The 26,704-nt window shown below is 70.8% G+C and carries 24 protein-coding genes; 14 read left to right on the top strand and 10 right to left on the bottom strand.

The window, feature by feature from the left end; translation table 11 throughout:
- Positions 1–21: 21 nt before the first annotated feature.
- The 3 genes from nth to ACIQMR_RS04870 all read left to right on the top strand — a co-directional run bounded on the left by nth (position 22) and on the right by ACIQMR_RS04870 (position 3,265).
- A complete protein-coding gene (gene nth, locus ACIQMR_RS04880; protein WP_401382952.1) occupies positions 22–1,098 on the top strand; it encodes an endonuclease III in 1,077 nt (358 codons plus the stop codon).
- Between the two features lie 144 nt (positions 1,099–1,242).
- Complete coding sequence (locus tag ACIQMR_RS04875; protein WP_401382950.1) at positions 1,243–1,950, top strand: NUDIX hydrolase; 708 nt, start codon at positions 1,243–1,245, stop codon at positions 1,948–1,950.
- A gap of 115 nt (positions 1,951–2,065) precedes the next feature.
- Positions 2,066–3,265: a MarP family serine protease gene (locus ACIQMR_RS04870; RefSeq protein WP_401382948.1), complete on the top strand. Its 1,200-nt coding sequence runs from the start codon at positions 2,066–2,068 to the stop codon at positions 3,263–3,265.
- Between the two features lie 54 nt (positions 3,266–3,319).
- Here the strand turns inward: ACIQMR_RS04870 and ACIQMR_RS04865 are convergent, their stop codons facing one another.
- The 7 genes from ACIQMR_RS04865 to ACIQMR_RS04835 all read right to left on the bottom strand — a co-directional run bounded on the left by ACIQMR_RS04865 (position 3,320) and on the right by ACIQMR_RS04835 (position 12,705).
- Positions 3,320–3,499, bottom strand: coding sequence for a hypothetical protein (locus ACIQMR_RS04865; RefSeq protein WP_401382946.1), 180 nt, complete (start codon positions 3,497–3,499; stop codon positions 3,320–3,322).
- A gap of 141 nt (positions 3,500–3,640) precedes the next feature.
- Positions 3,641–4,600 carry an alpha/beta fold hydrolase gene (locus ACIQMR_RS04860; RefSeq protein ID WP_401382943.1) on the bottom strand — a complete coding sequence of 320 codons (960 nt, stop codon included), beginning with the start codon at positions 4,598–4,600 and terminating at the stop codon, positions 3,641–3,643.
- Positions 4,597–5,100 carry a phage holin family protein gene (locus tag ACIQMR_RS04855; RefSeq protein ID WP_401382940.1) on the bottom strand — a complete coding sequence of 168 codons (504 nt, stop codon included), beginning with the start codon at positions 5,098–5,100 and terminating at the stop codon, positions 4,597–4,599. The genes ACIQMR_RS04860 and ACIQMR_RS04855 overlap by 4 nt, the downstream gene beginning before the upstream one ends.
- Positions 5,101–5,230: 130 nt before the next feature.
- Complete coding sequence (locus ACIQMR_RS04850; RefSeq protein ID WP_401382939.1) at positions 5,231–6,304, bottom strand: aldo/keto reductase; 1,074 nt, start codon at positions 6,302–6,304, stop codon at positions 5,231–5,233.
- Positions 6,305–6,367: 63 nt separating this feature from the next.
- A complete protein-coding gene (gene nhaA, locus ACIQMR_RS04845; RefSeq protein WP_401382936.1) occupies positions 6,368–7,783 on the bottom strand; it encodes a Na+/H+ antiporter NhaA in 1,416 nt (471 codons plus the stop codon).
- A 289-nt stretch (positions 7,784–8,072) separates the two neighbouring features.
- A complete protein-coding gene (gene acs / locus ACIQMR_RS04840) occupies positions 8,073–10,028 on the bottom strand; it encodes an acetate--CoA ligase (protein WP_401382933.1) in 1,956 nt (651 codons plus the stop codon).
- 319 nt (positions 10,029–10,347) lie between these two features.
- On the bottom strand, positions 10,348–12,705 hold the full coding sequence (locus ACIQMR_RS04835) for a bifunctional SulP family inorganic anion transporter/carbonic anhydrase (protein WP_401384062.1): 2,358 nt from the start codon (positions 12,703–12,705) through the stop codon (positions 10,348–10,350).
- Positions 12,706–13,030: 325 nt separating this feature from the next.
- Here ACIQMR_RS04835 and ACIQMR_RS04830 point away from each other — a divergent pair, with 325 nt between their 5' ends.
- Positions 13,031–14,506, top strand: a complete 1,476-nt coding sequence (locus ACIQMR_RS04830) for a hypothetical protein (protein ID WP_401382932.1) — start codon at positions 13,031–13,033, stop codon at positions 14,504–14,506.
- Here the strand turns inward: ACIQMR_RS04830 and ACIQMR_RS04825 are convergent.
- On the bottom strand, positions 14,484–15,479 hold the full coding sequence (locus ACIQMR_RS04825) for an ATP-binding protein (protein ID WP_401382929.1): 996 nt from the start codon (positions 15,477–15,479) through the stop codon (positions 14,484–14,486). The genes ACIQMR_RS04830 and ACIQMR_RS04825 overlap by 23 nt on opposite strands.
- 108 nt (positions 15,480–15,587) lie before the next feature.
- On the opposite strand from ACIQMR_RS04825, the gene ACIQMR_RS04820 reads away from it, so the two are divergent.
- Positions 15,588–16,412: an oxidoreductase gene (locus ACIQMR_RS04820; RefSeq protein ID WP_401382928.1), complete on the top strand. Its 825-nt coding sequence runs from the start codon at positions 15,588–15,590 to the stop codon at positions 16,410–16,412.
- A gap of 332 nt (positions 16,413–16,744) precedes the next feature.
- Here the strand turns inward: ACIQMR_RS04820 and ACIQMR_RS04815 are convergent, their stop codons facing one another.
- On the bottom strand, positions 16,745–17,587 hold the full coding sequence (locus ACIQMR_RS04815) for an HAD family hydrolase (RefSeq protein WP_401382926.1): 843 nt from the start codon (positions 17,585–17,587) through the stop codon (positions 16,745–16,747).
- A gap of 599 nt (positions 17,588–18,186) precedes the next feature.
- Between ACIQMR_RS04815 and ssd the strand changes: the two genes are divergently transcribed.
- The 7 genes from ssd (at position 18,187) to ACIQMR_RS04780 (ending at position 23,216) form a co-directional block, all read left to right on the top strand.
- Positions 18,187–19,284: a septum site-determining protein Ssd gene (gene ssd / locus ACIQMR_RS04810; protein WP_401382924.1), complete on the top strand. Its 1,098-nt coding sequence runs from the start codon at positions 18,187–18,189 to the stop codon at positions 19,282–19,284.
- Positions 19,281–20,429 (top strand): TadA family conjugal transfer-associated ATPase, encoded by a 1,149-nt coding sequence (locus ACIQMR_RS04805; RefSeq protein WP_401382921.1) that lies wholly within the window; start codon positions 19,281–19,283, stop codon positions 20,427–20,429. Before ssd ends, ACIQMR_RS04805 begins: the two co-directional genes overlap by 4 nt.
- A gap of 5 nt (positions 20,430–20,434) precedes the next feature.
- Positions 20,435–21,274 (top strand): type II secretion system F family protein, encoded by an 840-nt coding sequence (locus ACIQMR_RS04800; protein WP_401382919.1) that lies wholly within the window; start codon positions 20,435–20,437, stop codon positions 21,272–21,274.
- The gene (locus ACIQMR_RS04795; RefSeq protein WP_401382918.1) at positions 21,271–22,062 is read left to right on the top strand and encodes a type II secretion system F family protein; all 792 of its coding nucleotides are present in this window, start codon (positions 21,271–21,273) and stop codon (positions 22,060–22,062) included. Before ACIQMR_RS04800 ends, ACIQMR_RS04795 begins: the two co-directional genes overlap by 4 nt.
- A 125-nt stretch (positions 22,063–22,187) precedes the next feature.
- The gene (locus tag ACIQMR_RS04790; protein ID WP_401384060.1) at positions 22,188–22,391 is read left to right on the top strand and encodes a DUF4244 domain-containing protein; all 204 of its coding nucleotides are present in this window, start codon (positions 22,188–22,190) and stop codon (positions 22,389–22,391) included.
- Positions 22,392–22,419: 28 nt separating this feature from the next.
- Complete coding sequence (locus ACIQMR_RS04785; protein ID WP_401382916.1) at positions 22,420–22,752, top strand: TadE family type IV pilus minor pilin; 333 nt, start codon at positions 22,420–22,422, stop codon at positions 22,750–22,752.
- Positions 22,749–23,216, top strand: coding sequence for an Rv3654c family TadE-like protein (locus tag ACIQMR_RS04780; protein WP_401382914.1), 468 nt, complete (start codon positions 22,749–22,751; stop codon positions 23,214–23,216). The genes ACIQMR_RS04785 and ACIQMR_RS04780 overlap by 4 nt, the downstream gene beginning before the upstream one ends.
- Here ACIQMR_RS04780 and ACIQMR_RS04775 read toward each other — a convergent pair.
- Complete coding sequence (locus tag ACIQMR_RS04775) at positions 23,128–25,635, bottom strand: DEAD/DEAH box helicase (RefSeq protein ID WP_401382912.1); 2,508 nt, start codon at positions 25,633–25,635, stop codon at positions 23,128–23,130. The two genes, ACIQMR_RS04780 and ACIQMR_RS04775, sit on opposite strands and share 89 nt — an antisense overlap.
- Positions 25,636–25,713: 78 nt before the next feature.
- On the opposite strand from ACIQMR_RS04775, the gene ACIQMR_RS04770 reads away from it, so the two are divergent.
- Complete coding sequence (locus ACIQMR_RS04770) at positions 25,714–26,067, top strand: STAS domain-containing protein (RefSeq protein WP_003967428.1); 354 nt, start codon at positions 25,714–25,716, stop codon at positions 26,065–26,067.
- A 136-nt stretch (positions 26,068–26,203) separates the two neighbouring features.
- Positions 26,204–26,662 (top strand): ATP-binding protein, encoded by a 459-nt coding sequence (locus ACIQMR_RS04765; RefSeq protein ID WP_401382910.1) that lies wholly within the window; start codon positions 26,204–26,206, stop codon positions 26,660–26,662.
- Positions 26,663–26,704: the final 42 nt, after the last annotated feature.

Genomic DNA, 26,704 nt, shown 5'->3' with positions numbered 1-26,704 from the left:
GGTGGCCCTTAGGCTGGCCGGGTGTCCAATTCGCCGGTGAGAGCACAGGCCGAGGGGGCCGGAAGAGTGGCAGGGGAGCAGAATTCCGCTGTGGGCGAACAGGTTTCGGCCACAGCGGCAAAAGTAGCAAAAGCGACAAATAGGAAGGCTTCCAGGGCGGTCAAGGCCTCGCCGAAGACACCGAAGGGGTCGACCGCGAAGACGTCGGCTCCAAAGACGTCGACGGACAAGCCCGCGGCCCCGAAGACGTCGACGGACAAGCCCGCGGCCTCGAAGACGTCAGCCTCGAAGACGTCGGCCGGGAAGAGCCCGGCTGCGAAGGCGTCCGCCAAGCCGGAGTCGCGGCTGGCGATGGTCCGGCGCGCCCGCCGGATCAACCGCGAGCTGGCCGAGGTGTACCCGTACGCCCATCCGGAGCTCGACTTCCGGAACCCCTTCGAGCTGCTCGTCGCGACGGTCCTCTCCGCCCAGACCACGGATCTGCGGGTCAATCAGACGACCCCGGCGCTCTTCGCGAAGTACCCGACGCCCGAGGACATGGCCGCGGCCGTCCCGGAGGAACTGGAAGAGGTCATCAGGCCCACCGGCTTCTTCCGGGCCAAGGCGAGGTCCCTGATCGGCCTCTCCACGGCCCTCCGGGACAGCTTCGGCGGCGAGGTCCCTGGCCGGCTGGAGGACCTCGTGACGCTGCCGGGCGTGGGTCGCAAGACGGCGTTCGTGGTGCTGGGCAACGCGTTCGGGGTGCCGGGCATCACCGTCGACACCCACTTCATGCGGCTCGCCCGGCGCTGGAAGTGGACGGACCAGGACGACCCGGTCAAGATCGAGGCGGAGGTCGCCGCGATCTTCCCGAAGAGCGAGTGGACGATGCTCTCCCACCGGGTGATCTTCCACGGCCGCCGTATCTGCCACTCCCGCAAGCCCGCGTGCGGCGCCTGCCCGATCACCCACCTCTGCCCTGCGTACGGGGAGGGTGAGACCGACCCGGAGAAGGCGCGGAAGCTCCTCAAGTACGAGAAGGGCGGCTACCCCGGCCAGCGCCTGAACCCGCCGCCGGATTACCCGGGCAAGCCGGCACCTCCACTGGGGTCCGTGTGACCTGTACGCACTGTGTGACCTGTACGCACACCCCGCCCCGGACCCACGCGCCACACCGCCCCGCCCCGCGGGTCGTCGCGCCCTCCTGGCCGGGTCGCGGAACGATCCCGGTCACCGCACACGTTGCACACCACGGGGGTGCCCATGACACGCACACATGAGACGTACGACGGTGACGTGGCCGGCGGTGATGTGGCCGTGAGCCGTGACGGCCTGCCCGAATGGCTCGCGCCCGTCGACCGGGCCGCCAGGACCGTGGCGCCGGAGCAGCTCAGCCGGTTTCTGCCGCCCGAGAGCGGAGGCCGGCAGTCCGCTGTGCTCATCCTCTTCGGAGAGGGCGCCAGGGGCCCCGAGCTGCTGCTCATGGAGCGTGCGAGCAGCCTCCGCTCGCACGCGGGCCAGCCGTCGTTCCCCGGCGGCGCTCTCGACCCGGAGGACGGCGACCCCGCCACCACCGGCCCGCTGCGCGCCGCCCTCCGCGAGGCCCAGGAGGAGACCGGCCTGGACCCGGCCGGCGTCCAGGTCTTCGGCGTGCTCCCGCGGCTCTACATCCCGGTGAGCGGCTTCGTCGTGACCCCGGTTCTCGGCTGGTGGCGCGATCGCACCCCGGTCCTCGCCGTCGATCCGGCCGAGACCGCCCGCGTCTTCACGGTCCCCGTGGCGGATCTCACGGACCCGGCCAACCGTGCGACGACCGTCCATCCCAGCGGCCACCTGGGTCCGGCATTTCTGGTCGAATCGGCTCTGGTCTGGGGTTTCACCGCCGGAGTGATCGACCGCATTCTTCATTTCGCGGGCTGGGAACGACCATGGGACCGGGCGAAGCAGGTCACGCTCGACTGGCGCGCATGAGAGCGTTGCCCACGTGCTGTGTTTCCCCGGTGTCCGGCACGGCTTCACCGGGAGCTGACCCGCGTACCACCGGCCGGACGGAGCGCCGGACGACGAATCTGCGAGGCTGACGACGGTGAACGTGCTGGACATCCTGCTGCTGGTCGCCGCCGTGTGGTTCGCGGTCGTCGGCTATCGCCAGGGCTTCGTCGTCGGCATCCTTTCGGTGGTCGGGTTCCTCGGCGGCGGACTGGTCGCCGTCTATCTGCTCCCGTTCCTCTGGGACCGGGCGACGGACGAGGCGCAGGTGTCCACGACGGCCGCGATCGTCGCCGTCGTGATCGTGATCGTCTTCGCGTCCGTCGGCCAGGCCTTCACCACTCACCTCGGCAACAAGCTCCGCCGCCACATCACCTGGTCACCGGCGCGCGCCCTCGACGCGACCGGTGGCGCTCTCGTCAACGTGCTCGCGATGCTCCTGGTGGCCTGGCTCATCGGCTCCGCCCTCGCGGGAACGTCCCTGCCGACGCTCGGCAAGGAGGTCCGTGCCTCCAAGGTCCTCCTCGGCGTCTCCCGGGTCATGCCGGCGCAGGCCTCCACATGGTTCACCGACTTCTCCTCGGTCCTCGCGCAGAACGGCTTCCCGCAGGTCTTCAGCCCCTTCGCCAACGAGCCCATCACCAAGGTCGAGGCCCCCGACCCGGCGCTGGTCAACAGCCCGGTCGCGGCCCGCGCCCAGCGCTCGATCGTCAAGGTCGTCGGCACGGCCCCGAGCTGCAACAAGGTCCTCGAAGGCACCGGCTTCGTCTTCGCCGAGCGTCGGGTCATGACCAACGCGCACGTCGTCGGCGGCGTCGACGAGCCGACCGTCCAGATAGGCGGAGAGGGCCGGCGGTACGACGCCAAGGTCGTCCTCTACGACTGGCGGCGCGACATCGCCGTACTTGATGTGCCCGATCTGAAGGCGCAGCCGCTCCGGTTCACCGACACCGACGCCCGTACCGGCGACAGCGCGATCGTCGCCGGCTTCCCGGAGAACGGCTCGTACGACGTACGCTCCGCGCGCGTCCGCGGCCGCATAGACGCCAACGGGCCGGACATCTACCGCAGCGGTGAAGTGCGCCGCGATGTCTACTCGTTGTACGCGACGGTCCGCCAGGGCAACTCCGGCGGTCCGCTGCTCACCGCCGACGGTGAGGTGTACGGCGTGATCTTCGCCCGCTCGCTCGACGACAGGAATACCGGCTACGCGCTGACGGCCGACGAGATCCGCGACGACATCACACGCGGCCGCGTGGCCAACCAGCAGGTCGACAGCCAGGGCTGTGCGCTCTGATCCGGTCGTCGCCCGGACGGGTGACGGGTGTGATGGCGTCGGTGATGACGGGCGTCAGCCGCGAGGATGGCGCAGTCGCGCCGAGACCCAGCGGGCCCGGCGGCGCAGGATACGGGGAATCCCCAGCCGGGGATCATGGCCCCGCCCCTGAGGGCCGCCCCTTTCGTCCGCGACCGGCCCGGAGACCGAGCGGGAGTTGCGTGCTGTGTCACTGTAGTCGTGCGTCCAGCCCATACCCCGACGTGTGCCCGTGCCCCAAGGTCGGTAACCGCATCGGGGCCCGCCAATTGGCCTATGCGCCGGGCAAACCCCGTTCGCCGCACACCCGTTCCCCCGCGCCCCGGGTACGGGCGTCCGCCCGGCACCCGGCCGGACTCACCGGTCGGGCTCGGGATCCTTCAGCCAGTTGATGAGCTCGTTGGAGAAGGCGGCCGGATCCTCCTCATGGGGGAAGTGGCCGAGCCCGTCGAACAGCCGCCAGCGGTACGGCGCTTCGACGTACTGGCCCGAGCCCGCCGCGCTGCGCGTGCGCATCGCGGGGTCCAGCGAACCGTGCAGATGCAGCGTCGGCACCCGGACCGGCCGCTTCATCCGGCGGTTGAACTGGACACCGTCGGGACGGGCGATCGACCGCACCATCCACCGGTACGGCTCGATCGAGCAGTGCGCCGTCGACGGAATGGACATGGCCCGCCGGTAGACCTCCAGGGCCTTCTCCTCGGGCGGGCGGGGACCGGACCAGTCCCGGATCAGCCGGCCCACCAAGGCCGCTTCGTCCGCGAGCAGCTGACGCTCCGGCAGCCACGGCCGCTGGAAGCCCCATACGTACGACCCGGCGCGGCTCTGCGCGAAGTCGCCGAGCATCGAGGAGCGCCAGCGGCGCGGATGCGGCATCGAGGAGACCGCGAGCCGGCGCACCAGCTTGGGCCGCATCACGGCCGCCGTCCAGGCGAGATATCCGCCGAGATCGTGACCGACGAGAGCCGCGTCGGGCTCGCCGAGGGATCGCACGACACCCGTGATGTCGAGCGCGAGATTCGCGGGGTCGTAACCCCGGGGCGTGCGGTCGCTGCCGCCGACGCCTCGCAGGTCCATCGCGACGGCGCGGAACCCGGCGTCGGCGAGTGCGGTCAGCTGATGCCGCCACGTCCACCAGAACTGCGGAAAACCATGGAGCAGCAACACCAGCGGCCCGTCGCCCAGCTCCGCGATATGGAAGCGCGCACCATTGGCTGCCACGTCGCGATGGGTCCAGGGCCCATCGATGCGTACGGGGCCACCACCGCTTCCGATGCTGTTTCCGTTGCCGACAGAGGGCGTATCAGGGGCCGTCATGCAGACGAGCGTGCCACAGATGTGGACGGGTCCTTGGCCTGGCGGGGATGTGGCTTCACGTTCTGCAGCACGGCGGCCGTCTGCTTGGCCGAGGCGATGGACCGCTCCGGCGGCTTCACCTTCTTGAACTTGGTCATGGCGAGCAGGCCCGCCAGGCCCGCCAGCAGCAGGAACGCCGCACCCACGATCAGGAACGACCAGGCGAGACCCAGGCCGAGATTGTGGATCCCGTACGCGGCGGCGAAGCTCAGCACCGGCAGGGAGAAGAGTGCGAGGATCCCCGCGACCATGCCGGACACGCCACCGGTCACGCCCCGCTTGACGTCCTGCCGGAGCTCGGCCTTGGCCAGCGCGATCTCGTCGTGCACCAGGGCGGACATCTCGGCGGTCGCCGACGCGACCAGCTGGCCCACGCTCTTGTCGGCACCGGCCAGCCGTACCGGTCCGACCGCGTCACGCACGGCTTCGACGGCGGTGGCTGTGCTGCCGGGCTCGCTCATCGCTGACTCCCTCATCTCTGCTTCGGTCTGTCGTCAGATCATGCCGGACTGTCGAGCATTCTGCGTTGCCTGCGGCCTTGTCGCGCTGCCTGTCCTGAGGCGCTTCGGCGGCGGGCACCGGTGTACACATTCAGCGGTTGGTGGAGGCGAGCTGCTGCGGCGTGTACCGCGCGCCGCTGACCGTGTCGGGCCTGACCACCGCATCCAGGGCCGACAGCTCATCCGCGGTCAGCACGATCTCGGCGGCGGCAGCGTTCTCCAGGAGGAAGCTACGTCGTCTGGTCCCCAGGATGGGAACCGCGCCCTGCGCGGTCACCCAAGCCAGCGCGACCTGGGCAGGCGTCGCTCCCCGCTGCTCGGCGATGCCGCGCACGTGCTGGACCAGCTTCAGGTTGGCCGTGATGTTCTCCTGTGAGAACCGGGGAAGTCCTCGACGCGAGTCATCGACGTCCATGTCGTCCACGCTGCGGATGGAGCCCGAAAGGAACCCGCGTCCTATCGGCGAGTAGGCCACCAGCCCAATGCCCAGTTCATCCAGGGTCTCCTTTGTTCCGTCGTCCAACAGATCACGGCTGAACAGGGACAACTCCGACTGCACCGCGGTCAGCGGATGCACCTTGTGGGCACGCCGGATCGTTGCCGCGGAGACCTCCGACAGGCCGATGTAGCGGACCTTCCCCGCTGTCACGAGCTCCGCCATGCCCCCGATCGTCTCCTCGATGGGAGTGTCCGGATCCACCCGGTGCATGTAGTAGAGGTCGATGACGTCGGTGTTCAGGTGCCGCAGCGACCGTTCGACGGCACGGCGAATGTGCTCCGGCCTGCCGTCCAGCGGGCCCGGCTGTCCGTCGTCGGTGAAGTCGAGACCGAATTTGGTCGCCAGCTGAATTTCGTCCCGGCGATGGCCCAGCGCGCGGGCGAGAAGCCGTTCGTTCTCGAAGGGCCCGTAGGACTCCGCCGTATCGAAGAGAGTGATTCCCAGGTCCACCGCCTGGTTGAGGGTGGCGATGGATTCCCGTTCGTCGTGACTCGCGCCGTACGCGCCGCTCATGCCCATGGCGCCGAAGCCCTGCGCCGAAACGCTCAGCCCCCGGCTGCCCAGTTGAACGGTCTTCATCGCTCTCGTCCTCTCACCACGTGATTGCGCAAAGCTCCACACGTTCCTCGGCCGAGGGTCCGGGCTGGGCCTGCCCTCGCCTGCCACCAGGCACTTTACAGACCATCCCATAAGCGATATAGCGGCCCCGGGGGCGTTCAGATCGCGAGATCAGGCCCGACTGTCGCCGCCGCCGTCGCCGCCGCCGTCGCCGCGCGACGCATCCGCGAGTTTCGCCCTGCGCCGGTGCTCCGCGGCCTTCTCCTCGTAGATCGCGGCCATGCGCAGGTGGTACTCCGGATTGTCCTGTTCGTACACGTCGGGGATGCCGTCCTGGTCCTCGTCGCGCTCCTCCTCCTCGTACAGCGCCTGGTACTTGCGTACCCGCAGTTTCAGGAGCACACAGGCGAAGACGGCGGCGGTGAAGGAACCCAGCAGCACCGCGGCCTTGACCTCGTCCGTCAGGGCGGCGTCCCCGGCGAAGGCCAGCTCGCCGATGAGGAGGGAGACGGTGAAGCCGATCCCGGCGAGCGAGGCCACGGCGAAGACGTCCGGCCAGGCCAGTTCGTCGTTGAGCTCGGCTCTGGTGAAGCGGGCGGCGAGCCAGGTGCCGCCGAAGATGCCCAGCGTCTTGCCGACCACCAGACCGAGCATGACGCCGAGGGTCTCGGGCCGGCTGAAGACGGCGTGCAGCGCGCTGCCCGAGACGCTTACCCCGGCCGAGAACAGGGCGAACAGCGGGACGGCGAGACCGGCGGAGACGGGCCGGACCAGATGCTCGATGTGCTCACCGGGGGAGTGGGCCTCACCCTCGTGCCTGGTGCAGCGCAGCATCAGGCCCATCGCGACACCGGCGATGGTGGCGTGGACGCCGCTGTTGTACATCAGGCCCCAGATGATGAGGGCGAGCGGGACGTACACGTACCAGCCGCGGATGCCCTTGCGCAGCAGCAGCCAGAACACGCCGAGGCCGACGACCGCCCCGCCGAGCGCGGCGAAGTTCAGATCGCTGGTGAAGAAGACGGCGATGATCAGGATCGCGAAGAGGTCGTCGACGACGGCGAGGGTCAGCAGGAACGCGCGGAGCGCTGACGGCAGCGATGTGCCGATGACCGCGAGGACGGCGAGCGCGAAGGCGATGTCGGTGGCCGTGGGTACTGCCCAGCCGGCCATGGAGCCGCCGCCGATCGCGTTGACCAGCGCGTACACGAGCGCGGGCGCGGCCATGCCGCAGATGGCCGCGATGACGGGCAGTGCCGCGGCCTTCGGGTCGCGCAGTTCCCCGGCCACCAGCTCGCGTTTGAGCTCGATACCGGCGACGAAGAAGAAGATCGCGAGCAGCCCGTCAGCGGCCCAGTGCTGGAGGGACAGATCGAGGCCGAGTGAGGCCGGGCCTATGTGGAAGTCGCTCACGGCCTCGTAGCTGCGGCCGAGGGGCGTGTTCGCCCAGAGGAGCGCGGCGACCGAGGCGACGAGCAGCAGGATGCCGCCGACGGTCTCAGTTCGCAGCGCGTCCGCCACGAAGGTCCGCTCGGGCAGGGAAAGGCGTCCGAGGAACTTACGGGGGGTGGGGTTGGGCGCGGCCACGGGCGGGGACCTCCGGTCGGATAGGCACGTCAGAGCACACGCCGACCAGACTTCCCGGCACACCTAGGTTTTTCTTGTCACGACTTTGATGCGGTCATTACGTTACCTAAGAACTCGCCTTGGTGCGCAAGGGTGAATCCGGTGATCTTCACCTTAAGTGCAAAAGGGGCACCCGGCGCGTTTGCTCCGGGTGCCCCATGCCGTGTGACGTGCGGAATCGGTCGACCGCGAGGTCTCGGCCGACCGCGAGGAGTCAGTCCGCCGCGCGGACTCAGTCCTCCGTGCGGACTCAGTCCTCCGAGGTTGCCGACGGCAGCTTCGTCTGGATCAGGTCCATGACCGAGGAGTCGGTCAGGGTCGTGACATCGCCGAGCTGACGATTCTCCGCGACGTCACGCAGCAGCCGGCGCATGATCTTGCCCGAGCGGGTCTTGGGCAGCTCCGCCACGGGCAGGATCCGCTTCGGCTTGGCGATCGGTCCGAGCGTCGCGCCGACGTGGTTGCGCAGTTCGGCGACCAGGCCCTCGTCCTCGCTCGCCGTACCGCGCAGGATCACGAACGCCACGATGGCCTGGCCGGTCGTCTCGTCCGCGGCGCCGACGACCGCCGCCTCGGCGACCTTCGGGTGGGAGACCAGCGCGGACTCCACCTCGGTCGTCGAGATGTTGTGGCCGGAGACGAGCATGACGTCGTCGACGCGGCCCAGGAGCCAGATGTCGCCGTCGTCGTCCCGCTTGGCGCCGTCGCCGGCGAAGTACTTGCCCTCGAAGCGCGACCAGTAGGTGTCGATGAAGCGCTGGTCGTCGCCCCAGATGGTGCGGAGCATCGACGGCCACGGCTCCGTCAGGACCAGGTAGCCACCGCCGCCGTTGGGCACCTCGTGGGCCTCGTCGTCCACGACGGTCGCGGAGATTCCGGGCAGGGGGACCTGGGCCGAGCCCGGCTTGGTCTCGGTGACGCCCGGCAGCGGGGAGATCATCATCGCGCCGGTCTCGGTCTGCCACCAGGTGTCCACGATCGGGGTCCTGCCGGCGCCGATGTGCTCCCGGTACCAGATCCAGGCCTCGGGATTGATCGGCTCGCCGACCGAGCCGAGGATGCGCAGGCTCGACAGGTCGAACTTGGCGGGGATGTCGTCTCCCCACTTCATGAACGTACGAATCGCGGTCGGCGCCGTGTAGAGGATCGAGACGCCGTACTTCTGGATGATCTCCCAGAAGCGGCCCTGGTGCGGGGTGTCCGGCGTGCCCTCGTACATCACCTGCGTCGCGCCGTTGGCCAGCGGTCCGTACACGATGTACGAGTGGCCGGTGACCCAGCCGATGTCGGCGGTGCACCAGTAGACATCGCTCTCGGGCTTCAGGTCGAAGACGGCGTGATGGGTGTAGGCCGCCTGGGTGAGGTAGCCACCGGACGTGTGCAGGATGCCCTTGGGCTTACCCGTCGTACCGGACGTGTACAGGATGAAGAGCGGGTGCTCCGCCTCGAACGCCTCGGGGGCGTGCTCGGCCGACTGGCGGGAGACGATGTCGTGCCACCACACGTCCCGGCCCTCGGTGACGGCGGTGTCCTGCCCGGTGCGGCGGACGACCAGCACGTGCTCGACCTGCGGGCACTTGGCGACGGCCTCGTCGATGGCGGGCTTGAGCGCGCTGGGCTTGCCCCGGCGGTAGCCGCCGTCCGCCGTGATGACGAGCTTGGCGTCGGCGTCCTGGATACGGGACGCCACGGCGTCGGCCGAGAAGCCGCCGAAGACCACCGAGTGCGCCGCGCCGATCCGGGCGCAGGCCAGCATCGCGACGGCCGCCTCGGGGATCATCGGCAGATAGACCGCGACCCGGTCGCCCTTGCGGACGCCCAGCTCGGTCAGGGCGTTGGCCGCCCTGGAGACCTCGTCCTTGAGCTCGGCGTAGGTGACGGCCCGGCTGTCGCCCGGCTCGCCCTCGAAGTGGATGGCGACCCGGTCGCCGAGGCCCGCCTCGACATGGCGGTCCACGCAGTTGTACGCGACGTTGAGCTTGCCGTCGGCGAACCACTTGGCGAAGGGCGGGTTCGACCAGTCGAGGATCTCGGTCGGCTCCGTGGCCCAGGTGAGCCGGCGCGCCTGCTCGGCCCAGAAGCCAAGCCTGTCCGCCTCGGCCTGCTCGTACGCCTCCGCCGTCACGTTGGCGTGCGCGGCCAGCTCGGCCGGCGGCGCGAACCGCCGCTCTTCCTTCAAGAGGTTGGCCAGGCTTTCGTTGCTCACGACATCTCCCTTTCCCAGGGCGTCCTATGTGCCTATGTGTCCCAGGCCATAGCTCATCAGCCAGAGGGCCGGGTGACAAGAGCCTTCAGATAATTGGTTTAGACCTGTCGGCCCATCGGGGGCCTGGACAAATGGCCCCTTCTCCCCGGGCGGTGGGGAGAAGGGGTCACTCGTACTCACGTGTGCCGCGTCCGGTCGGTTCAGGCCGCGGCAGTCGGCGGTCAGCAGTCGGCGGTCGCCGGGTGAAGGCCGGCGGTTGGCCGTCGGCGGCCGACGGCCGGATCAGGCTGAGGCCGGCGGTTGGCGACCGGTGGTCGGATCAGGCCGCCGCCGGCCGGGCGGGGGTGCCCTCTGTCGGCGGGACGGGAGCCACCCGGTCGAAGACGTCATCGATGCGGTCGGGCTCTTCCCCGCTCGTCAGCAGATACGCCTGGGCCTCGCCGACGTGGAAGAACATCCCGTGCAGCTGCAGCGTGCCGTCGGCGAGCCTCCGTGCGACCGACTCATGGGCGCGCAGATGCTCCAGCTGCTGGACCACATTGGTCAGACCCAGCTGCTCCACGGCGTCGACGGGCAGCCTGCCGGAGATCCTGGCCCAGGCATGGCGCCGTGACCTCATCCGCTCCAGGCTGGGCCGGCCGTGCCGTAGCCAGCGCCTCAGCGGGGTCGTCGCACCGGTGCCGTCCGGCGGAGCGTTCAGCAGGGCCTCCATCGCGGCGCAGTCGGAGTGGCCGCAGACCGTGATCGAGTCCACCCGCAGGACGTCCACGGCGTACTCGATGGCCGCCGCGACCGAGTCGTCCACGGTCTCCTCGTCGGTCAGGGGCACCAGATTGCCCATGTTCCGCACGGTGAACAGATCACCGGGGCCGCTCGCGGTGATCATGCTCGTGACCAGCCTGGAGTCCGTGCAGGTCAGGAACAGCTGGGAAGGGCGCTGGCCCTCACGCGCGAGACGCGCGAGCTCACCGCGCACCAGCGGTGCCGTGTTGCGCTGGAAGGAGCTGAGCCCGCTTGCCAGTTGATGCCTGCGCCTGCCCGGCCGCTGCTCGCCCTCCGCCGCCGGGTGTTCACCGCAGTGGTGATTGCGCCAGGGGGTCCAGGGGCGGCAGCAGGCGTGGGACTCGGAGGCGGGCTCGGCGATCCGCCCGCCGGACCGGCCGGTGAACTCGACCGTGCCGCCCTGTGTTTGGTGAGCCGCCTGCCAGTCGTGCAGCGCCTCGAACGCGGCGTGGTCCATGAACGACCCGTCCAGCTCCACGACGGCGTCGACGCCATGGGGCAGCTGCGCCAGCGCCCGGCTCAGCCGTGGCACGGCGAGGAACGTCAGCTGACCGCGCACCCGGACCCGGTGGATCCCGTCGCGCTCCTCCATGGTGATCCGGGTCCTCGTCAGCCGGTGCAGCGCGACCGCCACCGCCACCGCGATCCCGATGGCCACACCCGCGAGGACGTCCGTGAACACGACCGCCGTCGTCGTCACGGCGTACACCAGTATTTCCCGGTTCTGCCGCACGCTGCGCAGATGCGTGAGGTTGACCATCTGGACGCCGACGACCATCACCAGCGCGGCCAGTGCGGCCAGCGGGATCAGACCGAGGACGGGCGGGAGCAGCAGCGCGGCGACCGCGACCCACAGTCCGTGCAGCATCGTCGAGTGCCGGCTGATCCCTCCCGCCTTGACGTTGGCCGTGCTGCGGACCGCGACTCCGGCGACGGGCAGTCCGCCGAGCGCGCCCGAGACCACATTGGCGGCGCCCTGTCCGGCCAGCTCGCGGTCCAGGTCCGAGCGGTGGACGGTGGGGCGTGCGTCCTTGCGGGCCGCCGCGAGCTTGTCGACCGCGACCGCCGACAGCAGTGACTGCACGCTGGTGACCAGCGTGATGGTCAGGACCGCGGCCGCGATACCGGGGATCGTGCCGTCGGGCAGCGCGGGCAGGGCATGGCTGCTCCAGGACGGAAGGTCCACACGGGGCAGACTGAGCCCCGCGAGCACCGCGACGACGGTCGCGGCGACCACGGACGCCAGCGCGGAGGGAACCTTCCTGAGCGCCCGGCCGGTGTTCCCGGGAATGCGTGGCCAGGCGAGCAGCAGGGCGATGGTCACGGCACTGACCGACAGCGCGGCCGGCTGGACGTGGGCCAGCTGTGCGGGCAGCGCCCGGACGTTGCCGACCGCGGAGCTCCGGGGAGTGCCGCCGAGGACGATGTGCAGCTGGGCGAGGGCGATCGTGACGCCGATGCCGGCGAGCATGCCGTGCACGATCGCCGGGCTGACGGCGGGCGCGGAACGGGCCACCCGTACCGCGGCCAGAGCGAGTTGTGCGAGGCCGGCAGCGACCGTGATGGCGCAGGTGGCGCGCCAGCCGTAGCGCTGGATCAGATCGGCCGTGATCACCGTGAGCCCCGCGGCGGGGCCGCTGACCTGGAGCGGGGACCCGCCGAGCAGGCCCGCGACGACACCGCCGACGGCGGCGGCCACGAGGCCCGCCTGGAGTGGCGCGCCGGTGGCCAGGGCGATGCCGAGGGAGAGCGGAAGGGCGATGAGGAAGACGCTGATCGAGGCGGACAGATCGGCGGGGTGGACGCGGAGGCCTCTGTCCGGCCGGTGCGGGGGCCGAGGCGGGTCGTCGGTGGCGGCAGGCGTCGTCGTCGTACGGGGCTGGCAGGCGGGCATGGTTCCCGTCTCCTCCGGGGCGGCGCGGTCGCGGATCGTGGGGGCGCGGCCGTGGGTCACGGCGTACAGCGGCGGGATGGTCGAGAGCCGGAGCCCGAACGGGTACCGTCCGAACTCTCGGTAAATGGATCGTAATGCAGGGTAAAGACTGAGACATGATTTTCAGGGCAAATAGGGCACTCTTTCACCTGATTCAGCGATTAATCATCCTGGCTCGGCCTGTTGCGCTCCTTTCTCCCCGACGGCATGTGAATTTGTCCGGGATCGACGTCGTATCGGCGTATGAGTCGCACGTCGCTGCCCTACGAGGGAAGAGGGTGCTCGGATGCTGCCCGTCAAAGGAAAGGCCGTCCTCGGCGCCGTGGTCGTCGCGCTGGTCGCGGGTCTTGCCGGATGTTCCGGCGGGCCCAGCGCGGGATCGCTCGGCGGGAAGGAGGGGACCGGCGCCTTCGGCGGCCCCGGCCTCATCGGCGACGGTTCGACGTCGTACACCGGATCCCAGCCCGGCCTGCCCGAGCCGCAGCGCCTGAAGCCCGGTCAGAAGCCGCCGCAGTTCGTGGTCTTCTCCTGGGACGGCGCGAGCGAGGACGGGTCGAAGCTCTTCTCCCACTTCCGCAAGGTGGGCGAGAAGTACGGCATGACGATGACCTACTTCCTTAGCGGCGTGTATCTGCTGCCCGAGGAGAAGGCGGAGATGTACGACCCGCCGAAGCACTCCGCGGGCCGCTCCGACATCGGCTTCAACACCGTCGAGGGAATCAAGGCCACCGTGCGCGAACTGCGCGGAGCCTGGCTGGACGGCAACGAGATCGGCACGCACTTCAACGGCCACTTCTGCGGCCCGCAGGGCGGTGGGACGACCTGGTCGGCCGACGAGTGGAGGAGCGAGCTCGACCAGGCCAAGTCCTTCGTGAAGAACTGGCGGACGAACGCGGGTCTGCCGCGCGAGAAGTCACTCCCGTTCGACTACGACCGGGAGCTCATCGGCGCCCGCACCCCCTGCCTCGAGGGGCGCGAGAACTTCATGCGGGTCGCGAGCAAGCTCGGCTTCCGCTACGACACCAGCGGCATCAGCGAGCAGATCTGGCCGGACAGGAAACGCGGTCTGTGGGACCTGTCGCTGCAGATGGTCCCCGTGCCCGGCCGTGCCTTCGAGACGCTGTCCATGGACTACAACTTCATGGTCAACCAGTCGGGCACGGCGAAGGGCGCGCCCAGCATGCACACGTTGTGGGGCAACCAGATGCGTGACGGTCTGATCAAGGGCTTCACCCGTGCCTACAAGGGCAATCGGGCGCCGTTCATCATCGGGAACCACTTCGAGTCGTGGAACGGCGGCGCCTACATGCGCGCCGTCGAGCAGACGATCGGGTACGTGTGCGTGCAGCGGGACGTCCGGTGCGTGTCGTTCCGTCAGCTCGTCGACTGGCTGGACGCACAGGACCCGAAGGTCCTGGAGAAGCTTCGCACTCTGCCGGTCGGCAGGGCACCGGCGAAGGGCTGGAAGGCCTTCATGGGTGCAGAGCCCGCCGGGTCCGACAAGCCTGCCGGGTCCGGCAGACCCGCCGGGTCCGACAAGCCGCTCGGGGCGGCCGGGCCCGCGCTGCCCGCCGGGCCCGCCGGGCCTGCCAACGGGACCCGGGCCGGCAGCTCGGGTGCGGATGGCGTCGCGGGCGCGGATGAACGCACTGCGGCGGGCGAGCCCCGTCTGGTGTGGCCGACGGACAGCGGGAACGGGACCGTCCCGGACCGGTTGGCACAGGACGGACCTGCTGTGATCAGACCGGTTGCGGGGCGCTGACCTCCGCCGCCCGCTCCCCGAGGACGAAGGCGGGGTCGACCTGAGCGGCCAGGTCGGCACCCGTCTTCGCGTTGCCCCAGCTCTCCGCGTTCTTCAGATGGAAGTGCACCATCTGGGACGTGTACCGCTGCCAGTCGCGTCGCGCGTACGACGCGTCCGCCGCCTGCCGCAGCGTGGCCAGTGCCGTTCGGTTGGGGTCCTCCAGCAACTCGAAGCGGGGCGGGCGGCCCTTCTCCATGGCCCGCACCCAGTCCGAATGCCCGATGGTGACGAGCAGGTCCTCGCCCACCTGGTCGCGCAGGAAGTCCAGATCGTCCGGGCCCTGCACCTTGTTGCCGACGACCTTCAGGGTGACGCCGTAGTCCCGTGCGTATTCCTTGTACTGCCGGTAGACGGAGACGCCCTTGCGGGTCGGCTCGGCGACGAGGAACGTCATGTCGAAGCGCGTGAACATGCCGGAGGCGAACGAGTCCGACCCCGCCGTCATGTCGACCACGACGTACTCGTCCGCGCCGTCGACGAGATGGTTGAGGCACAGCTCCACCGCCCCGACCTTGGAGTGGTAACACGCCACTCCGAGATCCGACTCGGTGAACGGTCCGGTCGCCATCAGCCGGATCTGCCCGTCGTCGAGTCGTACGGTCCGCGCACACGTGTCGTAGACCGGGTTGTCCTCGCGTACGCGCAGCAGCCGCGACCCCTCGCCCGGAGGCGTGGTCTTGATCATGGTCTCGGCGGACGTGATCCGCGGATTGGTGCCGCGCAGATAGTCCTTGATGAGCGGAAGATGTGCGCCCATCGCCGGCAGTGCCGCGGCCTCGTCCTCGTCGAGTCCGAGTGCCGCCCCCAGATGCTGGTTGATGTCGGCGTCCACCGCGACGACATGGGCCTGCTGGGCGGCGAGGTGGCGGATGAAGAGCGAGGACAGCGTCGTCTTGCCGCTGCCGCCCTTCCCTACGAAAGCGATCTTCATGTTCAGCAACGGTAGCGGGCTGATCGCCCGCAGTGGCCACTGTGCGTGAAGAAGACCACTCCATCGTGGGGCGAAGGCGGGGGGCGGAGGCGCGTAGCCTCCCTACTTATGAGTACGAACGCCTCTGACCCCCTGGCCGCGCTGGGTGATCTTCCCGGGGTCACGGATGCCGTGGACGCTGTGCGCAAGGCCGTCGACCGGGTCTACGGGCACCGCGTCATGCGGCGCCGTAGCAACGAGGTGACCTCGGAGGCGGCGCTGCGCGGAGCCCGCGCCTCCGCGGCGCTCTCGGGTGCCGACTGGGCTCTGGAGGAGGTGCGCCGACGCAGCGACTTCGGTGGCGAGGAGGAGGCCCGTACCGTCGGAGCGGCGCTCCGGCTGACTGCCGAGGCGGGCCAGTTGCTGTCCATCTGGCGTCAGTCCCCGCTGCGTGTGCTGGCCCGGCTCCATCTGGTGGCCGAGGGCGGCGCGGTGCCCGATGAGACGGTCGGCCGGCCACGGCTCGCGGGGGAGAAGGTCGACGAGCCGCTGATCGAGGCGCCACTCCCGGACGCGGACGAGGTCGCCGGACGGCTGGAGGGGCTCTCCGGGCTGGTCATCGCGGGCAGTTCGGCCCCCGCTCTGGTGATGGCCGCGGTGGTGCACGGCGAACTGCTCGCCCTGCGCCCGTTCTCGTCGTCCAACGGCCTGGTCGCCCGTACGGCGGAACGCATCGTCCTGGTCGGCAGCGGACTCGACCCGAAGTCGATCTGCCCTGCCGAGGTCGGTCATGCCGAACTCGGCCGTACGGCGTACATGGAGGCCTTCGAGGGCTATCTCTCCGGGACCGCGGAGGGGATGGGCGCCTGGATCGCGCACTGCGGCCGTGCCGTCGAACTCGGCGTGCGGGAGTCGACGGCGGTGTGTGAGGCTCTGCAGCGAGGAGCGGCCTGACAGGCCGTTCGAAGAGACCGGAGATCTCGGCGAGGCCGGAAAAGGGTTGCGGCGGTACCGGTTGGTACCGCCGCTGGCATGTCGGCCCAGTTACCAAGCGTCCTCGATATGTTGCCCATCAGGTCGGGAACTTTGCCCGTCACCTGGTGCGGCTGGCCCGTAATCGACGGGTCGACGTCGCGTGGGTGCTCGGCGTTCATGCTCGGTCCGTGGGGCCTTTGTTGCGTAGAAGGTAATCCTCTCGGATGTCCCGGGTCTCGCGGGCCGTTAAGTCCTTTGTACTCCAGCCTTCCGGCAAGCGGAACCCCTGTCCGCACTTTTTACTTTTGATCTCAAATACGGGCAAAGGCGGCGCTGCGGCGCCGGCTGGCGTACCAGACGAGCCCGGCGGTGGCCGCCGCCGCGCCCACCGCTGCCGCGGCGAGAAGTGCGGGACGCGCCGGCATCGTGAACGCCGGGATGCGCTGCTTGAGTCGAACCGGACGGTCGAAGACGAGAACCGGCCAGCCGCGTGAGGCCGCTTCGCGGCGCAGCGTGCGGTCCGGATTGACCGCGTACGGATGACCCACGGATTCCAGCATCGGGACATCGGTGACGGAGTCGCTGTACGCGAAGCAGCGCGCCAGGTCGTATCCCTCCGACGCGGCGAGGTCCTTGACGGCCTCGGCCTTCGTCGGGCCGTAGGCGTAGTACTCCACCTCTCCGGTGAAGCAGCCGTCGTCGCCGACGACCATCCGGGTGGCGACCACGCGGTCGGCGCCGAGCAGCTCGCCGATCGGCTCGACGACTTCGGCTCCGGAGGTCGAGACGATGACGACATCGCGGCCCGCGGCGTGGTGCTCCTCGATGAGGGAGGCGGCCTCGTCGTAGATGATCGGGTCGATCAGGTCGTGCAGCGTCTCGGCGACGATCTCCTTGACCTGCTCGACGTTCCAGCCCTTGCAGAGCGCGGACAGGTACTTGCGCATCCGCTCCATCTGGTCGTGGTCGGCGCCGCCCGCGAGGAAGATGAACTGGGTGTACGCAGTCCGCAGTACGGCGCGGCGGTTGATCAGTCCGCCACGGTAGAAGGACTTGCTGAAGGTCAGCGTCGACGACTTCGCAATGACCGTCTTGTCCAGGTCAAAGAAGGCTGCTGCGCGAGGCAAGGAGTGGTTTTCCACGACGCAGAGCATAGGCGCCCTCCATTCGGCGTAAGCTAGGGCGCGTGGGTTTGCCTGAGAAGGCTCTCGGGTACACCATGGAAGTCACGGATCGTTCGCGACCGTGCTAACCCGGTCCGGCTCCTCCCCCCCCGAGTCGGCCGTGGGGACGACCCCCGCTCTCCCCCCCGGCGGGGGTCGTCGCATGTCCGGACGCGTTTTCGCTCCCCGCATCTGATCGTTCTCCCCTCTCGGCGCCCTCGACGGCCCGGCTTCACGCCGCCCCGCTCGCGTCACTCTCTGTAGTTGTAGCACTGCGCTCCGAAAGTCATGCCGAAAGTCGCCGGTATGAGCTACCGGGATATTCACAAGCGGTGAGTTGTCCACAGTTCTGGAGCAAGATCCACACGATTTTCCGGCGCCGTGCACGGTGATTCCGTCCGCGAAAGTTCACGGACCGAAGGATTTCACCTGTCCCGGATCGATCTCGCCGTGTGGTGAGAGCGGTGCGGGACACCTGCGGGGGCGGTGTGCCGACCCCGTGGCAGCCACCGCGCAGCGCGGTGAGAGGGGGAGAAATTGTGGCGGGATCCATCACGGCCGGCCCGCACGGGGCGTCCGGGGCGTCGCGCATGACCGGTGCGAACGGCGGGGAACCGGCGGCCGGTGAGCGCCGGGCCGGGCCGCTGATCATCACGGAGGACCTGGCTCTGCTCGACGATCTGCTGAGGCTCTGCGCCGCGGCGGGCGCCGATCCGCAGGTCCATCATTCGGTGCCCGAGGAGAGGGGGAGCTGGGAGGGCGCACCGCTGGTTCTCGTCGGGGACGACGCGGCGGCGCGGTGCCGAGGAGCCACCCGCAGACGCGGTGTGCTGCTCGTCGGACACGACCAGGACGATCCACAGGTGTGGCGGCGGGCGGTGGAGATCGGCGCCGACTGTGTGCTGCGGCTGCCCGACGCCGAGGGCTGGCTCGTGGACAGGATCGCCGATGTGGCCGAAGGCGTCGGCCGTCCCGCGCTGACGGTCGGCGTCATCGGCGGCCGGGGCGGCGCGGGGGCCTCCACGCTGGCGTGCGCGCTTGCCGTGACGGCGGCCCGCGAGGGGCGGCGCACAATGCTCGTCGACGGCGATCCGCTGGGCGGCGGTCTCGACGTGCTCCTCGGAGGAGAGCAGGCGAAGGGCAGACGGTGGCCCGACTTCGCGGCGTCCAGGGGCCGGGTCGCCGGCGGCGCGCTGGAGGAGTCGCTGCCCTCGGCGCACGGGCTGCGGGTGCTCAGCTGGGACCGGGGCGATTCGGTGGTGATCCCTCCGGAGGCCATGCGATCGGTGCTGGCTGCCGCACGCAGACGCGGAGGCGTGGTCGTCGTAGATCTGGCGCGTCGCGTCGACGAGGGTGTCGCGGAGGCACTGGCGCAGCTGGATCTCGGGCTGCTGGTCGTCCCGGGGGAGCTGCGGGCGGTGGCTGCCGCCCGGCGCGTCGCGACGACGGCCGGCATGGTCCTCGGCGATCTGCGGGTCGTGGTGCGCGGGCCGTATGCCTCCGGGCTCGACGAGCAGTGGGTGGCCGAGGCACTCGAACTGCCACTGGCGGGCGAACTCCCGGTGGAGACAGGGCTCCTCGCTGATCTGGACGGGGGCGTTCCGCCGGGTGCGATTCCGCGCGGGCCTCTGGCCAGGTTCTGCTCGGCGTTCTGGGAGCGCGCGCTCGCGGACGGAGGTGCGCCATGACCTCGCTGCTGCTCGAAGCGGTGCGGCAGCGGCTTGCCGAGAGCGGGGCAGAGCCGACCCCGGCCAGGGTGGCGGCCGCGCTGCGGGCGCAGGGGCGACTGCTCGGCGACACGGAGGTGCTCGGTGCCGCCGAGGAACTGCGGTGCGAACTGGTCGGCACAGGGCCCCTGGAGCCACTGCTCTCCGATCCGGCGGTGACGGATGTGCTGGTGTCGGCGCCCGACCGGGTGTGGGTCGACCGGGGCGGCGGGCTCCGGCTCACCGATGTCACGTTCTCCGATGCGGCGGCGGTGCGCAGGCTGGCGCAGAGGCTCGCGGCGGTGGCGGGGCGACGGCTGGACGACGCCCGGCCCTGGGTGGACGCCAGGCTCCCCGACGGCACGCGGATGCACGCGGTGCTGCCTCCGGTGGCGGTCGGCTCCACCTGTCTGTCGCTGCGGGTGGTGCGGCCCCGGGCCTTCTCGCTGGGCGAGCTGGTCGAGGCGGGGACGGTCCCGCCGGGTGGCGAGCGGCTGTTCCGCGCGCTGATCGAAGCCAGGGTCTCCTATCTGATCAGCGGAGGCACGGGCACCGGCAAGACGACGCTGCTGTCCACCTTGCTGGGACTCGTGGGCGCGCAGGAGCGCATCGTGCTGGCCGAGGACTCGGCGGAGTTGCGGCCCTACCATCCGCATGTGGTGCGACTGGAGTCCCGACCTGCCAACCAGGAGGGTGCGGGCCTGGTCACCCTGCGGGACCTGGTGCGCCAGGCCCTGCGCATGCGGCCGGACCGGCTGGTCGTCGGGGAGGTGCGTGGTGCCGAAGTGACCGATCTCCTCGCCGCGTTGAACACGGGCCATGACGGTGGCTGCGGCACTGTCCACGCCAATACGGCCGCGGACGTCCCGGCCCGGCTGGAAGCCCTCGGTACGGCGGCGGGCCTCGACCGGGCCGCGCTGCACAGCCAGTTGGCCGCGGCACTGTCACTGGTGATCCACCTGGTGCGGGAGCGGGACGGCCGGCGCAGGGTCGCCGAGCTCCATGTGCTGGAGCGGAACGAGGCGGGGCTGGTGGTGACCGTTCCGGCGCTGCGGTGGGGCGCGGCGCGCTTCACACGGGAGCGGGGCTGGGAGCGGCTGCGGTCACTGATCGGAGGTGCGTGGTGACCACCATGGCGACGTATGCGGCGGTGTGCGCGGGAGCCGCGGCCTGTCTGACGGTCGCCGGGGACGAGGGGGTGCGACGGGCGAGGCTGATGCTGGCGGGCGGTGGGGCCGTGGAGACCCGGCCCCGGTGGGGCAGAGAGCGATGGCGGCCGGTCGTTGGCCGGCTGCGGCGGGAATGGCTGTGCCTGCCGGTGGGACTGCTGCTGGCCGTGCTCGGAGAGTCGGTGCTTCCCCTTGTCGCTGCCGTGGTGGCGATTCCCCTGGTGGGGCGGCGGCTGACGGCCATGGAGCGGAGGAGAGCCAAGGAGCAGAAGGCCGATGCGGTGATCGCGCTGTGCGGCGGCATCGCGGGCGAGTTGCGGGCCGGCCGCCAGCCAGGGCAGGCACTGCTGAGCGCGGGCCGGGCCACGGGGGCGCTGGGCGGCTCGGAGGCCGCGGTGCTGGCGGCCGCCCGGTTCGGCGGTGATGTGCCCGCGGAGCTGCGGCGCGCCGGCCGTGAGCCGGGTGCGGACGGGCTCGCCGGGCTCGCGGCCTGCTGGCTGGTCTCCGTGGACAGCGGGGCCGGCCTGGCCGCCGGACTCGACCGGCTGGAGGCGGCCCTGAGAGCCGAGCGGGACCAACGGGAGTCCCTGCGCGCCCAGTTGGCCGGCGCGTCGTCGACGGTGGTGGTGCTGGCCCTGCTGCCGGTCGTCGGCCTCGGGCTGGGATGGGCGCTCGGCGCGGACCCGTTGCGGGTGTTGCTGCACACTCCCGCCGGTCTGGGGTGCCTGCTCGTGGGCGGGTTGCTTGAGGCCGCAGGGCTGTTCTGGGCGGTGCGGATCGTGCGGGCGGGGGCGCGGTCATGAGCGGTGAATCGGTCCACCGGCTGGCGGTCGCCACGGCCCTCCTGTCGGCCGCGGTCTGGCTGGGCTGCGTTGCGGCGGCGCGGCGGCGCGAGCGGCGGGTGCGCAGGAGGATCTCCGCACTGCTCGGCGCGGATCCCGCGAAGCGTCGTACGCGACCGTCCCGGCGTCCGGTGCGGGTGCCGTCCTGGGTGCGGCGATCGGCACTCCCGATGGGTGCGCTGATCACCGGCTACGCCCTGGCCGGCGGAATCGCCGGCTGCCTGCTGGGACTTGCCGGGGCCTACGGCCTCCGCAGATGGCGGCAAGGCCGTGCACGGGACCGGGAGGCGGGTGGATCCGCCGACGATGCTTCGCGGCAACTGCCGCTCGCCGCCGACCTGCTGGCGGCCTGCGTCTCGGCCGGAGCGGGGCCACGGGAGGCGGCGGAAGCGGTGGGCCAGTCGATGGGCGGGCCGGTCGGCGAGCGACTCGCGCAGGCCGCTGCCGAGCTGCGACTGGGGAGCGAACCGGCGCGCGCGTGGGGGCGGTTCGGGGAGATACCAGGTGCCAAGGGGCTTGCCCGCTGCCTGGAGCGGGCCGCCTCATCGGGAGCGCCCGCGGCCGAGCCGGTGTCCCGGCTCGCGGCCGGCCTCCGGGCGGAGAGGGCCAGGGCCGCCGCGTCCCGGGCCCAGCGCGCACAGGTCCTGATCACCGCGCCGGTGGGCCTGTGTTTCCTGCCCGCCTTCCTGGCGATCGGGGTGGCTCCGGTGGTGATCGGCCTCGCCACCGGGCTGCTGAGCGGCAACTGAGACGGCCGGCGAAGACACCAATTGCACGATGGGTTCAGGGGGTTGACATGAGTTTGACCAGTATGAGGTTCGCTGATGTGAGGTTCGCCGGCATCAAGTGCGGTGAGCTGAGGGTCGTGGCCCGGATGAGGGCAGGGCTAGCCGGTGCGCGGGCATGGCTGCTCGGCAGGCGCACCCGCGGCGATGCGGGGATGACCACCTCGGAGTACGCGATGGGAACGATCGCGGCATGCGCCTTCGCCGCGGTGCTCTACAAGGTGGTGACGAGCGGAACGGTCTCGAAGGCGCTCGAATCGGTGATCGGGAAGGCGCTCGATGCGCAGTTCTGAGACGACGAGCGACGCGGAGAGGGGGTCCGTGACGGCAGAGGCGGCTGTCGCTGTGCCGGCGCTGGTGGTGTTCACGATGGCGCTGGTGTGGGCCCTGATGGCGGCGTCCGCGCAGATCCAGTGCGTGGACGCCGCCAGGGCCGGGGCGCGGGCCGCCGCCCGCTCGGAGCCCGTGGCAGCCGCGCTCGCCGCGGCCCGGTCGGCAGCCCCGCGGGACGCCGAGGTCTCGCTGGACCGCGAAGGCGAGCTCTGGCGGGTCCGGGTGGAGGCCGCGAGTCCCGGCCCGGGAGCACTGGCGCTCACTCTGACGGCGGAAGCCGTCGCCCTCGCGGAGGACACGGTGGGGAGCGGTGCGCCATGAGGCATCACGACCGGGGGTCGGCGACGGTGTGGGCGGCCATGGCTGCGTGCGCCATGTGTGCGGTCTTCGCCGTGGTGCTCGCCATGGGCCAGGCGGTCGTCGCCCGCCACCGCGCGGGTGCCGCGGCGGACCTCGCGGCGCTCGCGGCGGCGGACCGGGCTCTCGAGGGGGCGGCACAGGCGTGCGTGGCGGCGGCAGGGGTGGCCCGGGCACAAGGGGCGGATCTGGTGCGATGCGCGGTAGCCGGCGAGATCGCCGATGTGACGGCCCGGGCCGCCCTCGGCCCGTACACGCCGGAGGTCAGATCCCGCGCGGGCCCTCCGGGGCTTTTGGCGCCCCTGGGCCCTTCGGGACCCCCGGATGGCCCACTGCCTCTCAAGCGCTCTCTGCCGGGTCCGCCGGTCGGCCCGACGGCGGGGCCGGGGGTGCAGCCGGGGCCGGGGCCTCCCGGAGGAGGACGCTGAGCAGGCGGACGGCGGCGCGTTTGTGCAGCGGATCATTGCCGTTGCCGCACTTGGGGGACTGGATGCAGGACGGGCAGCCCGCATCGCACTCGCAGGAGGCGATGGCCTCGCGGGTCGCGGTCAGCCACTCACGGGCGGTGTGGAAGGCCCGCTCGGCGAAGCCCGCGCCGCCCGGATGGCCGTCGTACACGAAGACCGTGGGCAGCAGGGTGTCCGGGTGCAGCGGGACGGAGACCCCGCCGATGTCCCAGCGGTCGCAGGTGGCGAACAGCGGGAGCATCCCGATGGAGGCGTGCTCGGCGGCGTGCAGGGCGCCGCCCAGCTGCTCCGGGTTCACCCGTGCGGCCTCCAGCTGGTCGTCGGTGACCGTCCACCACACGGCCCGGGTGCGCAGGGTGCGCGGTGGCAGATCGAGCTTGGTCTCACCGAGCACCTCGCCGGTGATCAGCTTCCGGCGGAGGAAGGAGACGACCTGGTTGGTGACCTCGACCGAGCCGTAGCAGAGGCGCCCGGCGCCCCAGGGGATCTCGGTGTCGGTGTCCAGGACGGAGATGGAGGTGGTGTCGCGGGCGGTGGTGGAGTACGGCGGGTTCGCCTCCTCGACGAGGGCGACGGAGTCCTCCAGGTCCAGCTGCTTCACCAGGTACGTACGGCCCTGGTGGAGATGCACGGCCCCGTCGTGGACGGCGGCGTGGGCGGCGGGCTCGTCGACCGTGCCGAGCAGCCGGCCGGTCGCTGCCTCGACGATCTGCACCGGCCGGCCGCCCTCGCCCCGGATGTCGGTGAGATCGGCGGCCCGCTCACGGCGCGTCCAGTACCAGCCGGCGGTGCGTCTGCGCAGCAGGCCCGCGCTCTCCAGCTGTGGCAGCAGCTCGGCCACGGCCGGGCCGAACAGCTCCAGGTCCTGCTCCGTCAGGGGAAGCTCGGCGGCGGCCGCGCAGAGGTGCGGGGCCAGGACGTAGGGGTTGTCCGGGTCGAGAACGGTGGACTCGACCGGCTGCTGGAACAGCGCCTCGGGGTGGTGGACGAGGAACGTGTCCAGCGGGTCGTCGCGGGCGACCAGCACCGCGAGCGCACCCTGCCCGGACCGGCCGGCCCTGCCGGCCTGCTGCCAGAGGGAGGCACGTGTGCCGGGGTAGCCGGCGATGACCACCGCGTCCAGGCCGGACACGTCGACGCCCAGCTCAAGGGCGGTGGTGGCGGCGAGGCCGAGCAGTTCCCCGGAGTGCAGGGCGCGCTCCAGGGCGCGCCGCTCCTCCGGCAGATAGCCGCCCCGGTAGGCGGCGACACGTCGGGCAAGGCTGCGGTCGACCTCGGCCAGACGTTCCTGGGCGATGACGGAGATCAGTTCGGCGCCGCGCCGGGAGCGTACGAACGCGACCGTACGGACGCCCTGGACGGTCAGGTCGGTGAGGAGGTCCGCGGTCTCCGCGGTGGCGGTACGGCGCACCGGAGCGCCCTTCTCGCCGTGCAGCTCGGTGAGCGGGGGCTCCCAGAGGGCGAAGACGAGCTCGCCGCGGGGCGAGGCGTCGTCGGAGACCTCGGTGACGGGTAGGCCGGTGAGCCGGCCGGCGGCGACGGCCGGTTCGGCGGAGGTGGCCGAGGCGAGGAGGAACACGGGATCCGCGCCGTAGCGGGCGCACACGCGGCGTAGCCGGCGCAGCACCTGGGCGACATGGGAGCCGAAGACACCGCGATAGGTGTGGCACTCGTCGATGACGACGTAGCGCAGCGAGCGCAGGAAGGAGGCCCAGCGGGGATGTGACGGGAGTATGCCGCGGTGCAGCATGTCCGGATTGGTGAGGACGTAGTTCGCGTACTGGCGGACCCACTCGCGTTCCTCGACGGGGGTGTCCCCGTCGTACACGGCCGGTCGCACACGGTTCCCCAGCGGCGCCGCGAGTTCCTTCACGGCACGGCGCTGGTCGGCGGCCAGGGCCTTGGTCGGGGCGAGGTAGAGGGCCGTGGTGCCGCGTCCGTTGGCGGCCTCGGAGCCGTCGAGCAGCGTGCTGAGGACGGGCGCCAGATAGGCGAGCGACTTGCCGGACGCGGTGCCGGTGGCGATCACGACCGATTCGCCGTCCAGGGCGTGCTCGGCGGCCGTGGCCTGGTGGGCCCAGGGGTGCTCGATACCGGCCTGCTGAATGGCGTTGATCACTTCCGCGCGGATGCGGTGCGGCCAGACGGCATGGCGGCCCGGCCTGGGGGGCAAGTGCTCCGTATGAGTGATGCGCGCAGCCCGGCCCGCCCCGGCGGTGAGCCGGTCGAGGACCGTACCCGGCGCAGGGCGGGTTCCCCCGCTCTCGGCGGGTCGTCCGGATCGGTGATTCATGGCCATCGGCACCGAGTGTGTCACCGGCGTGACGGACAATGGTCCCAAGGCGTCGTGCATGGCTGCCGGTAAGTGATTGAATGCCATCGCGGCTGGCGATCCGTCCCCTGGCTCCGCCGGGGAGACCGAGGGGCGACCGCTCGATAGCAAGGTGCTGGAGGATCCGTGGACCTGTCCCTGTCGACTCGCAATGTGTCCGGCCCTGGCGGCGACCGCACGGTCGTCGAGGTCGGTGGCGAGATTGATGTGTATACCGCGCCCAAGCTGCGCGAGCAGTTGGTCGAGTTGGTGAACGACGGCAGCTACCACCTGGTTGTCGACATGGAGGGCGTGGACTTCCTCGACTCGACCGGCCTCGGCGTGCTCGTGGGCGGTCTCAAGCGTGTGCGTGCGCACGAAGGCTCCCTGCGCCTGGTGTGCAACCAGGAGCGCATTCTCAAGATCTTCCGGATCACTGGTCTGACCAAGGTGTTCCCCATTCACACCACGGTGGACGAGGCCGTCGCGGCGACCGACTGAGTCGTCACGGCGGTTCCCCGGGGGCTCCGGCTGGTCCGGAGGCTCCGGGGAGTTCCGGAGGAAGGCAAGGGTCCCGGGCGCAAGCCCGGTGCCCCTGAGAAGCACGCTCGCACGCACGTACGTCCGAGGGGGACGCATGGCCACCGTTGAACTCCGCTTCAGCGCTCAGCCCGAGCATGTCAGGACGGCCCGTCTGGTGGCCGCCGCCGTGGCACGCAGGGCAGGGGTGGACGAGGCGGTGCTGGACGAGGTCAGGCTCGCCGTCGGAGAGGCGTGCAGCCGTGCTGTCGGGCTGCATCGCAGCCATGGCATCACTGCCCCTGTTCGGGTCGTGCTGACCGAGGAGGAGAAGACCTTCTCGATCGAGGTCGGTGACGACGTGCCCGTGCCGGGAGGCTCCGACGGCGCTGCCGGGGAGCACGGTTCCGGTTCGGCGTCCGCCGCGGAGCACGATGACGCGGACGCCGACGGCCGGGACGCCATGGGCCTCGCGGTGATCAGCGGGCTCGTCGATGACGTCGAGGTGACGTCGGATGAGCACGGAGGTGTCATTCGGATGAGCTGGCCGACGAATCCGGCCACGATCGCTTCATGACCGGGTGACCGCCCGCGGTGTGTCACGCTGACGGTGACGCGC

The organism is Streptomyces sp. NPDC091376, assembly GCF_044757085.1.
GTDB lineage: Bacteria > Actinomycetota > Actinomycetes > Streptomycetales > Streptomycetaceae > Streptomyces > Streptomyces pratisoli.
This window is presented reverse-complemented; position numbering and strand designations above follow the sequence as displayed.

What these genes read in the sequence shown, in the direction of transcription:
- ACIQMR_RS04875 (WP_401382950.1), top strand. Translation starts at nt 1,243, where the DNA reads ATGACACGCACACATGAGACGTACGACGGTGACGTGGCCGGCGGTGAT.
- ACIQMR_RS04865 (WP_401382946.1), bottom strand. Translation starts at nt 3,499, where the DNA reads ATGGGCTGGACGCACGACTACAGTGACACAGCACGCAACTCCCGCTCG.
- ACIQMR_RS04860 (WP_401382943.1), bottom strand. Translation starts at nt 4,600, where the DNA reads ATGACGGCCCCTGATACGCCCTCTGTCGGCAACGGAAACAGCATCGGA.
- ACIQMR_RS04855 (WP_401382940.1), bottom strand. Translation starts at nt 5,100, where the DNA reads ATGAGCGAGCCCGGCAGCACAGCCACCGCCGTCGAAGCCGTGCGTGAC.
- ACIQMR_RS04835 (WP_401384062.1), bottom strand. Translation starts at nt 12,705, where the DNA reads ATGCCCGCCTGCCAGCCCCGTACGACGACGACGCCTGCCGCCACCGAC.
- ACIQMR_RS04830 (WP_401382932.1), top strand. Translation starts at nt 13,031, where the DNA reads ATGCTGCCCGTCAAAGGAAAGGCCGTCCTCGGCGCCGTGGTCGTCGCG.
- ACIQMR_RS04825 (WP_401382929.1), bottom strand. Translation starts at nt 15,479, where the DNA reads ATGAAGATCGCTTTCGTAGGGAAGGGCGGCAGCGGCAAGACGACGCTG.
- ACIQMR_RS04820 (WP_401382928.1), top strand. Translation starts at nt 15,588, where the DNA reads ATGAGTACGAACGCCTCTGACCCCCTGGCCGCGCTGGGTGATCTTCCC.
- ACIQMR_RS04815 (WP_401382926.1), bottom strand. Translation starts at nt 17,587, where the DNA reads ATGCTCTGCGTCGTGGAAAACCACTCCTTGCCTCGCGCAGCAGCCTTC.
- ssd (WP_401382924.1), top strand. Translation starts at nt 18,187, where the DNA reads ATGACCGGTGCGAACGGCGGGGAACCGGCGGCCGGTGAGCGCCGGGCC.
- ACIQMR_RS04805 (WP_401382921.1), top strand. Translation starts at nt 19,281, where the DNA reads ATGACCTCGCTGCTGCTCGAAGCGGTGCGGCAGCGGCTTGCCGAGAGC.
- ACIQMR_RS04800 (WP_401382919.1), top strand. Translation starts at nt 20,435, where the DNA reads ATGGCGACGTATGCGGCGGTGTGCGCGGGAGCCGCGGCCTGTCTGACG.
- ACIQMR_RS04795 (WP_401382918.1), top strand. Translation starts at nt 21,271, where the DNA reads ATGAGCGGTGAATCGGTCCACCGGCTGGCGGTCGCCACGGCCCTCCTG.
- ACIQMR_RS04790 (WP_401384060.1), top strand. Translation starts at nt 22,188, where the DNA reads ATGAGGGCAGGGCTAGCCGGTGCGCGGGCATGGCTGCTCGGCAGGCGC.
- ACIQMR_RS04780 (WP_401382914.1), top strand. Translation starts at nt 22,749, where the DNA reads ATGAGGCATCACGACCGGGGGTCGGCGACGGTGTGGGCGGCCATGGCT.
- ACIQMR_RS04775 (WP_401382912.1), bottom strand. Translation starts at nt 25,635, where the DNA reads ATGGCATTCAATCACTTACCGGCAGCCATGCACGACGCCTTGGGACCA.
- ACIQMR_RS04765 (WP_401382910.1), top strand. Translation starts at nt 26,204, where the DNA reads ATGGCCACCGTTGAACTCCGCTTCAGCGCTCAGCCCGAGCATGTCAGG.